The 10,238-nt window shown below is 58.4% G+C and carries 3 protein-coding genes, 3 tRNA genes and 3 rRNA genes; 3 read left to right on the top strand and 6 right to left on the bottom strand.

All coding sequences use genetic code 11. The features are described 5' to 3' along the window. On the top strand, positions 1 to 1,464 hold a 1,464-nt coding region (locus tag BG455_RS16735; RefSeq protein ID WP_143079951.1), incomplete at its 5' end, for an AAA family ATPase. Positions 1,465 to 2,702: 1,238 nt separating this feature from the next. Next, entirely contained in the window at positions 2,703 to 4,415 is a 1,713-nt protein-coding gene (locus BG455_RS17010) for a recombinase family protein (protein WP_084386554.1), read from the top strand. Here BG455_RS17010 and BG455_RS16715 read toward each other — a convergent pair. The 6 genes from BG455_RS16715 to BG455_RS16690 all read right to left on the bottom strand — a co-directional run bounded on the left by BG455_RS16715 (position 4,372) and on the right by BG455_RS16690 (position 9,842). Further along, a tRNA-Met gene (locus BG455_RS16715) sits at positions 4,372 to 4,448 on the bottom strand. The genes BG455_RS17010 and BG455_RS16715 overlap by 44 nt on opposite strands. 54 nt (positions 4,449 to 4,502) lie before the next feature. Continuing rightward, a 5S ribosomal RNA gene (rrf, locus tag BG455_RS16710) occupies positions 4,503 to 4,617 on the bottom strand. A gap of 109 nt (positions 4,618 to 4,726) precedes the next feature. Further along, positions 4,727 to 7,628 (bottom strand): 23S ribosomal RNA (locus BG455_RS16705). Between the two features lie 385 nt (positions 7,629 to 8,013). Further along, positions 8,014 to 8,089 (bottom strand) — tRNA-Ala (locus tag BG455_RS16700). A 35-nt stretch (positions 8,090 to 8,124) separates the two neighbouring features. Then, a tRNA-Ile gene (locus tag BG455_RS16695) sits at positions 8,125 to 8,201 on the bottom strand. 172 nt (positions 8,202 to 8,373) lie between these two features. Then, positions 8,374 to 9,842: ribosomal RNA gene (locus BG455_RS16690) — 16S ribosomal RNA — on the bottom strand. Together the 16S, 23S and 5S rRNA genes with 3 tRNA genes alongside form the textbook arrangement of a ribosomal RNA operon. Before the next feature lie 128 nt (positions 9,843 to 9,970). Here BG455_RS16690 and BG455_RS17490 point away from each other — a divergent pair. Next, positions 9,971 to 10,238, top strand: a 268-nt coding sequence (locus tag BG455_RS17490) for a hypothetical protein (RefSeq protein WP_218147544.1), incomplete at its 3' end; no start/stop codon positions are given.

Here is a 10,238-nt window from a genome sequence, read left to right as displayed (position 1 = left end):
GGCGAGATCGCGTGGAAAGACGTCACCCGCGGCCTCCTCCTCTCCGGCCCGCCGGGGAGCGGCAAAACCGAAGTTCCCCGCCTTATCGCCAGATCGGCGGGGATCAACGTGATCACGGGCTCGATCGCCGACTGGTCCTCGGAGGGAAGCCGCGGGAGTGAGGTGATCAAGGCGATGCGGGAGTGTTTCGCCCGTGCTGCGGCCGCTGCGCCCGCAATCCTGTTCATCGACGAACTGGACGCTGTCGGGGACCGCGACCGGATGGGGGACAATAATCGCACCTGGACCGAGTATGTGGTGACGGGCCTTCTGGCCGCCATGGACGGGTATGAGGGGCATGAGGGCGTGGTCATTATGGGCGCGACCAATCATCCGGACCGGATCGACAAAGCCATCCGCAGGCCCGGGCGTTTCGACCGGGTGCTGCATCTGGGCTACCCGACGCATGATCTGATCCCCGCCGCGATCCGCTGGCAGGCCTGGCCGGATCTGGCGGATGCGGACCTGACCGGCATTGCTGCGCAGGCATCCGGCATGTCGGGGGCTGACATTGCAGGCCTTGTCCGGAGCGCGCGGGCGCGGGCGCGGCGCGCGAAGCGCCCACTCAAGCGCGACGATCTGAGCGCCACGCTGCGGGACCTGCGGCCGCCGGTTCCGGAGGAGATCCGCTGGCAGGTCGCTGTTCACGAGGCGGGTCATGCCATCACCGGAGCTGCGACCGGTATCGCCTACCCGCAGATGCTGGCGCTTCAGGGCGGTGGCGGAGTGACGCAGCAAGCACTTCTGCGCCGCAGCCAGCGCCGCAATGAGATCGCCGATACGCTGGCCAATGATCTCGGCGGGCGCGGTGCAGAAATCCTCATCTTCGGGGAACCCTCCGGCGGGGCGGGTGGCGACGCCAATAGCGATCTCGCGCGCGCCACGCAGACGGCGGCCGCGCTGGAGCTGTCATGGGGACTGGGCCACGAGCTGATCTGGCTGGGCGATCCGGAGGTGGTGCTGGCCCGGCTGCGCGCCGAGCCGGTCCTGCGCGCGCGGGTCGAGGCCCGGCTGCAGGCGGCGCAGGCCCGTGCCCTGCGGATTGTGGACACCAACCGGGCCGTTCTGGAGGAGATGGCGGCGGCATTGGTCCGGACCGGATTGCTGGCCGGCCCCGAGCTGGAGGCGCTGGTCGCAAAGGTCGTGCCGGATGCAGCGGCCGGACCAGTGTCCGGACAGACCCCTCTCGCACAGACCACTGGCGCGCTCCTCCCCCCGGTCCCTGTGGCGGAGAATTCCCGCGTGACGGGCGATGTGGTCAGCCCCTCCGATGGTCAGGCCGGACACCCTGAAGCACGCCTGCTGACAATCACTCCGGAACAGGCGAACGCGCGGACAGCGCACGAGGTCCGGACAGGGCCGGACCGGGCCGACAATACCAACACCCCGCCCGACCCGGACATCGTCCGGCCGTTCGCGGCCTGAGGAGGCCCGCGATCGCGCTGTCCGGACTTCCACCCCAAAGCGCGTGCGGCCAGCCCGCGCGCCCAAGCGGGTAGTTTTGGTGTGACATGGGCGGACCCGGTCCGGACAGGATTGGCGCCGTCAGGCGCAGCTTGAGACAGTTTGCGCGTGGCGCGGGGTTGGACAGTCCTGGCCGTCCACCTTGTCCGGAGTTCAGGCAACCTGTGGCCCGGGGGGGCTGCCGCGATCACCGATCTTCCGCAGCCCACCTACCGCGCATTTTTCCATCACATGCAGCTGGAACCAACACCCCGCCCACCCCCGATTAATCGCATGCGGCACATAATCCCTGTCCGGACCTTGATCCCGATCCTACGCCTACACCCCCAAACCCAAACACCTGCATCCACCACGCGCGCCGGAGAGCGCCCCACTTCCTCTCCGCCCAAGGGGCGGCTCCCCCGCTCTTTGCGTCCCAAGCTCCCTAAAACCCAACCACCCCCAGGCTCTAAAACCGATCCCAACCTTACAAACCAAACAAAAGCGCCGCAGGCACCCCGCGCGGGCACCGCAAGCGCGAAACTGGGTAGGGGTATCTGGAAACCATGTTAAGATCAGCGCACATGAAGACGGCAGGTTTAAAAATCGCCAGGTTGCGCGCATGAACCCAGAACACCGGTGGTGGTTTTTGATGCCCCCAGCGAGGACCAGCCGCGTTTCGCAAGCGCGAACTTACAGGATCGGGCAAGCAACAATCCACTCAGTCAAGGTCTAAATCTCTTTGTCCACAATTAGTTATCCCCAAAATACGTACGGAACCCCGCAATTTCGGAGAGAACAAGAGAGAATCATGATGTATAACCCTGTCAATCGGGCATCGGCTGATCTGGCCACCTTAGTCCTTCATATCATCATATCTCGCGACGCGAAAGCGTACGGGTTTAGAGGAACCGCGCATGCGCGATCGGAGAAGATTTGTTCATCAGCAGGGGGGCGCGTGACATGGCGATATCGCTTGTCAAAGCCCCCCGTACGCCCACCCAAACCCACCTTTGTCTGATCAAAAAGGTTCCGAAGAACGACGTGGTGCAAGAAACAGCACCCGCTACGCATCCAAGACACTGCGCGATTCATCCGGAGCATTCACATTCGGAAGAAGTGGCCCTGCCCCCGCCGCACCCGGCGCTGGTGGAGATGGTCCGGTTGCTGGCGCGCGTATCAGCGCGACAGGCGCGATCTGAACACCAGGAGACGAAGCAATGAACAAGACCCTTTCCTTGCGTGCGGCGATTTACGCGCGCTATTCGTCGGACATGCAGTCGGCGGCCTCAATCACGGATCAGGTGCGGATCTGCCGCAGGCTGGCCGAGGATCGCAGCTGGACAGTCGTGGAGGTCTTCACGGATGAAGCACTTTCGGGCGCAAGTCACCTGCGTCCGGGATATCAGCAGATGCAACAGGCCGCGATGGCGGGGCGGTTCGATGTGCTGGTTGCAGAAGCGCTGGACAGACTGTCGCGCGATCAGGAACATATCGCCGGGCTGCACAAACGGATGCGGTATTTGGGCGTGGAGATTGTCACCAAATCCGAGGGCAGCATCTCGGAGATGCATATCGGGCTTGGCGGCACCATGTCCGCCCTGTTCCTGCGCAATCTGGCGGAGAAGACCCACCGGGGCCTTGAAGGCCGGGTTAAGGCCGGCAAATCCGCAGGGGGGATCAGCTATGGCTACCGGTTGGATCGCCAGCCCCTTCCGGACGGGACCTACACCACGGGCGATCGCGTGATCGAGCCTGATCAGGCGGCGATCGTGCGCCGGATCTTCGAGGATTATGATCAGGGGTTGTCTGCCCGCACCATCGCCATGGCACTCAATAAAGAGGGCATCCCCTCCCCGCGCGCGGGCGGCAAAGGATCGGGAAGCTGGTCCTTCTCGACTATTTCCGGGAACTGGAAGCGCGGGACAGGTATCCTGAATAACGATCTCTATATTGGCAAACTCGTCTGGAACCGACAGCGCTTCATCAAAGACCCTGATACGGGCAAACGCCAGGCGCGCCTGAACCCGGAGACGGACTGGATCACCGAAGACGTGCCCCATCTGCGCATCATCGATGATGATCTCTGGGACCGCGTCAAACGCCGTCAGGGTGCGATCCGGGCGGATATCCTGACCGAACGGGCGGAAGACCCCGGCGCGCCAAAGATCGAACGCGCGCACCGCCCGCGCTACCTGCTGTCAGGGCTTTTGACCTGCGGCTGCTGCGGGGCGGGGTATATCATGATCAGCAGCACGCGCTATGGCTGTGCATCAGCGCGCAATAAGGGCACCTGTTCCAACCGCAAGACCATCACACGAGAAGCCGTCGAGACCCGCGTCCTGAATGGGCTCCAGACCCGGCTGATGCACCCGGAGCTGATCCGCGAGTATATGACGACCTGGCAGCAGGAGATGCAGAAGGAGCGGCAGGAGAGCCTGGCCGCCCGGGGCGATCAGGAACGGCGGCTCGCCAAGGTGCTGCGCGATATCGAGAACATCGTGACCGCGATCACCGAAGGCATGTTTCACCCGAGCATGAAGGCGAAGATGGACGCGCTGGAGGAGGAACGATTGGGGCTGGAGGCAAGGCTTGCCGCCCTGCCCGATCCGGAACCGGTGGCAATCCACCCCGGGCTGGCCGAGAGCTATGCCCGCAAGGTGGCGGATCTGGCTGCGGCGCTGAATGCCCCGGAGGCACGGGCGCAAGCGGCCGATCTTCTGCGCGGCCTGATTGAGAGCGTGACGCTGAGGCCCGACCCGGACGCGCCAAATGGCCATGTGGTTGAACTCCGCGGGGAGCTTGGCGCGATTTTGTCGTTGTGTGACGGGGGGGTGGGCACAAATGCCAACGCCCACCGAGTTGGTGGGCGTTTTGGGCAAGTAACGATGGTTGCGGGGACAGGATTTGAACCTGTGACCTTCAGGTTATGAGCCTGACGAGCTACCTGGCTGCTCCACCCCGCGATGGTGTTTTTGTATTTGTGTCGTTTTGAGAGGATTATGAGTGTTTCTTATCAGGTTTGGCGGTGAGCTACTCTCCCACGTCTTGAGACGCAGTACCATTGCCGCGGCGGCACTTAACTTCCGAGATCGGGACGGGATCGGGTGTATTGCTCGCGCTATTGCCACCAAACCTGAGAAGAAACACGTATCGGTGGGGTGAATTTTGTGTTCACCCGACTATCCATATGGTCAATGCTTTTGGTTGCTTTGATTGTTGATCAGTTTGGTTGTTACTGGATCAAATCAAGCCTATCGAGCCATTAGTACCGGTCAACTGAACGCATTGCTGCGCTTACATCTCCGGCCTATCGACGTGGTGGTCTACCACGGCTCTCAAGGGAGACCTTGTTTTGAGGGGGGCTTCCCGCTTAGATGCTTTCAGCGGTTATCCTGTCCGATCATAGCTACCCTGCACTGCGGCTGGCGCCACAACAGGTCCACCAGTGGATCGTTCACCCCGGTCCTCTCGTACTAGGGGCAACTCCTCTCAAGTCTCCAACACCCACGGCAGATAGGGACCGAACTGTCTCACGACGTTCTAAACCCAGCTCACGTACCTCTTTAAATGGCGAACAGCCATACCCTTGGGACCTACTCCAGCCCCAGGATGAGATGAGCCGACATCGAGGTGCCAAACGATGCCGTCGATATGGACTCTTGGGCATCATCAGCCTGTTATCCCCGGCGTACCTTTTATCCGTTGAGCGATGGCCCTTCCACTCGGGACCACCGGATCACTATGGCCGACTTTCGTCTCTGCTCGACTTGTCAGTCTTGCAGTCAGGCTGGCTTATGCCATTGCACTCAACGAGCGATTTCCGACCGCTCTGAGCCAACCTTCGCACGCCTCCGTTACTGTTTGGGAGGCGACCGCCCCAGTCAAACTACCCGCCACACAGGGTCCCGGATCCGGATAACGGACCGCGGTTAGACATCAAGAGTGCGAAGGGTGGTATCTCAAGGATGGCTCCACGGGAACTGGCGTTCTCGTTTCAAAGCCTACCACCTATCCTGCACATCGCAATCCTGATGCCAGTGTGAAGCTGTAGTAAAGGTGCACGGGGTCTTTCCGTCTAACCGCGGGAAGCCTGCATCTTGACAGGCAATTCAATTTCGCTGAGTCCATGTTTGAGACAGCGGGGAAGTCGTTACGCCATTCGTGCAGGTCGGAACTTACCCGACAAGGAATTTCGCTACCTTAGGACCGTTATAGTTACGGCCGCCGTTTACCGGGGCTTCAATTCGGAGCTTGCACCCCTCCTTTTAACCTTCCGGCACCGGGCAGGCGTCAGACCCTATACGTCGTCTTACGACTTCGCAGAGCCCTGTGTTTTTAATAAACAGTCGCCACCCCCTGGTCTGTGCCCCCCGCCAGGACTTGCGTCTTGACGGGGCCTCCTTCTCGCGAACTTACGGAGGTATTTTGCCGAGTTCCTTAAACATGGTTCTCTCAAGCGCCTTGGTATTCTCTACCAGTCCACCTGTGTCGGTTTCGGGTACGGTCTGATGTGGGGCTATTTCCGGGAACCTCTGAACGGCCCGCCCAATCCGATAAGGGCGAACAATCTTCGAGATCCGTCACTTCCCACTGGCCCTGGAATATTAACCAGGTTCCCATCGACTACGCCTTTCGGCCTCGCCTTAGGGGCCGGCTTACCCTGCTCAGATTAGCTTTAAGCAGGAACCCTTGGACTTTCGGCGACAGGGTCTCTCACCCTGTTTGTCGCTACTCATGTCAACATTCTCACTTCTGAACGCTCCACCGGTCGCTCACGCGCCGGCTTCACAGCAGCCTTCTGATGCGTCCGTTGACCCCCTGGGGGGTCACAAGACGCAAGAAGGACTGAACAGAACGCTCCGCTACCATGCGATTGCTCGCATCCTAAGCTTCGGCTCATGGCTTGAGCCCCGTTACATCTTCGCCGCAGGACAACTTGATTAGACCAGTGAGCTGTTACGCTATCTTTAAAGGATGGCTGCTTCTAAGCCAACCTCCTGGTTGTTTTGGTCGTCCCACCTGCTTTCCCACTTAGCCATGAATTAGGGGCCTTAGCTGTAGGTCAGGGTTGTTTCCCTCTTCACGACGGACGTTAGCACCCGCCGTGTGTCTGCCATCTATTACTCCCGGGTATTCGGAGTTTGGTTAGGATCAGTAAGCCTGTGGGGCCCCATTACCCATCCAGTGCTCTACCCCCCGGGGTATTCGGATGACGCTCTACCTAAATAGATTTCGCGGAGAACCAGCTATCTCCGAGTTTGATTGGCCTTTCACCCCTAGGCACAGTTCATCCCGATCCTTTTCAACGGATGTGGGTTCGGCCCTCCAGTTGGTGTTACCCAACCTTCAGCCTGACCATGCCTAGATCACTCGGTTTCGGGTCTGATCCATCTAACTCATGCGCCCATTTAAGACTCGCTTTCGCTGCGCCTACACCTAACGGCTTAAGCTTGCTAGATAGACCAAGTCGTTGACCCATTATACAAAAGGTACGCTGTCAGGGGTCATGCCCCCTCCAACTGCTTGTAGGCGTCCGGTTTCAGGTCTGTTTCACTCCCCTCGTCGGGGTGCTTTTCACCTTTCCCTCACGGTACTGGTTCGCTATCGGTCAGTAAGGAGTACTTAGCCTTCGGGGGTGGTCCCCCGATCTTCAGACAGGATTTCACGTGTCCCGCCCTACTTGATACGTCCTATCGTGCTTCCTGTACGGGGCTGTCACCCACTATGGCCTGTCTTTCCAGACAGTTCCAGTCACACTCAAGGCTCGGCTGGTCCGCGTTCGCTCGCCACTACTAACGGAGTCTCTATTGATTTCCTTTCCTCCGGGTACTTAGATGTTTCAGTTCCCCGGGTTTGCTCTTTTAAGCCTATGTATTCAGCCTAAAAGTACTTGATTTACCCCGTTGATGATCGCCTAGCCTCAACGCTAACCCCGACCATCGAAGATGGTCACGGACCAAGGGTCCGCACGGAGTGTGCGTTGTTGCAAAGCAACAACAACAGAATATCAAGTGGGTTGCCCCATTCGGAGATCTTGGGATCAAAGGTTATTCTCACCTCCCCCAAGCTTATCGCAGAGTATCACGTCCTTCATCGCCTCTTACTGCCAAGGCATCCACCAAACGCCCTTATCGCGCTTGATTTGATCCAGAAAGAGCCAAACTGCGCAGCGTCTTGCGACGCCCGCCATTCTGACGAACGGGGCCTTTTGTGTCCCCCGCTCTCACAATCTGAACCAAAAGCATTGTACGTTTCCCGCTCTGAACCCGTGCGGATTCAGAACATGTTGGTTAGTGTACTTGACTTGGATAGTCTCATGCTTTGTGGTCTTGCGACCACTGACCTCCCCCCACTCGGGGATGTCAGCATGACACTGATATGTTTCTCTCTAAACGATGTAAACTGAGGGCGGACCCTCATTGCGTCCGATTGGACGATCAAACCTGCGCGTCTCGCACTGGCTTGATGATCTAATCGGGATATGTGGTGAAACTGCCGCTGTTCTGGCATAAAAGCTGGCCCGGGTAATGGTGGAGCCTAGGAGGATCGAACTCCTGACCTCCTGAATGCAAATCAGGCGCTCTCCCAGCTGAGCTAAGGCCCCGTAAGGTCTACGCCTGAGTTGTCCGGCCTGGTTGATGGTGGGTCGAGGAGGACTTGAACCTCCGACCTCACGCTTATCAGGCGTGCGCTCTAACCACCTGAGCTACCGACCCAAAGTTCAGACCGGTAGGCCTGCGTAGTTTCATCTTGAAGAGATATGAGGACGGTCCGGTCCGTATATGTGACTATGACTAGTCACTGCTAAGTGTTCGATGATTTTTGTGCGCTACCGCTTCGCTACTTGAGCGCGTTGGTGATGCACAATCATGCGCCGAACATCCTTAGAAAGGAGGTGATCCAGCCGCAGGTTCCCCTACGGCTACCTTGTTACGACTTCACCCCAGTCGCTGAGCCTACCGTGGCTGGCTGCCTCCCATTGCTGGGTTAGCGCACCATCTTCGGGTAGACCCAACTCCCATGGTGTGACGGGCGGTGTGTACAAGGCCCGGGAACGTATTCACCGCGGCATGCTGTTCCGCGATTACTAGCGATTCCGACTTCATGGGGTCGAGTTGCAGACCCCAATCCGAACTGAGATAGCTTTTTGGGATTATCCCACTGTCACTACCATTGTAGCACGTGTGTAGCCCAACCCGTAAGGGCCATGAGGACTTGACGTCATCCACACCTTCCTCCGACTTATCATCGGCAGTTTCCTTAGAGTGCCCAGCTTGACCTGCTGGCAACTAAGGACGTGGGTTGCGCTCGTTGCCGGACTTAACCGAACATCTCACGACACGAGCTGACGACAGCCATGCAGCACCTGTGTGGTATCCAGCCGAACTGAAAGGACGATCTCTCGTCCCGCGATACCCATGTCAAGGGTTGGTAAGGTTCTGCGCGTTGCTTCGAATTAAACCACATGCTCCACCGCTTGTGCGGGCCCCCGTCAATTCCTTTGAGTTTTAATCTTGCGACCGTACTCCCCAGGCGGAATGCTTAATCCGTTAGGTGTGTCACCGACAAGCATGCTTGCCGACGACTGGCATTCATCGTTTACGGTGTGGACTACCAGGGTATCTAATCCTGTTTGCTCCCCACACTTTCGCACCTCAGCGTCAGTATCGAGCCAGTGAGCCGCCTTCGCCACTGGTGTTCCTGCGAATATCTACGAATTTCACCTCTACACTCGCAATTCCACTCACCTCTCTCGAACTCCAGACTGATAGTTTTGGAGGCAGTTCCGGGGTTGAGCCCCGGGATTTCACCCCCAACTTTCCAATCCGCCTACGCGCGCTTTACGCCCAGTAATTCCGAACAACGCTAGCCCCCTCCGTATTACCGCGGCTGCTGGCACGGAGTTAGCCGGGGCTTCTTTACTGGGTACCGTCATTATCTTCCCCAGCGAAAGAGCTTTACAACCCTAAGGCCTTCATCGCTCACGCGGCATGGCTAGATCAGGGTTTCCCCCATTGTCTAAGATTCCCCACTGCTGCCTCCCGTAGGAGTCTGGGCCGTGTCTCAGTCCCAGTGTGGCTGATCATCCTCTCAAACCAGCTATGGATCGCGGGCTTGGTAGGCCATTACCCCACCAACTACCTAATCCAACGCGGGCCGATCCTTTGCCGATAAATCTTTCCTCCGTAGAGAATATACGGTATTAAACCCAGTTTCCCGGGACTATTCCGTAGCAAAGGGCACGTTCCCACGCGTTACTCACCCGTCCGCCACTAAGCCCGAAGGCTTCGTTCGACTTGCATGTGTTAAGCCTGCCGCCAGCGTTCGTTCTGAGCCAGGATCAAACTCTCAAGTTGAAATGGACCGAAATCCATATCCTTGACGTCAAACCCAAGCACATATCACATGACACGACATTACATCGCACCACGTTTCTTTCCGTTTTGTGCTCTCGTCCTCCAAAGAAAACAAAAGCCGCAAAACAGTGAAGCTGACACCCGCATCATCGAACAACTATAAAGCCGTCCTAGCGAGCCGATATGTGAAGGGCCGATCCATCGAAATGAACCAAACCGCCCTCATATCTCTTCAAGTTCCATATCTGTCAAACAGCACAAGACAAAAACATACACAGCGCTACACCACTACCGGCGCAACCCCATGCAACCCTGCCTCGAAAATCTCGCAGTCAAAAACCTCTCAGGCTCCCAACCCCAGCAACGTTCCCGCCGCCGGTGAAGCGCTATCTAGGC

The organism is Roseinatronobacter thiooxidans (assembly GCF_001870675.1).
GTDB lineage: Bacteria > Pseudomonadota > Alphaproteobacteria > Rhodobacterales > Rhodobacteraceae > Roseinatronobacter > Roseinatronobacter thiooxidans.
The sequence above is the reverse complement of the archived record's forward strand: the minus strand, read 5'-3'. Positions and strand labels throughout refer to the sequence as shown.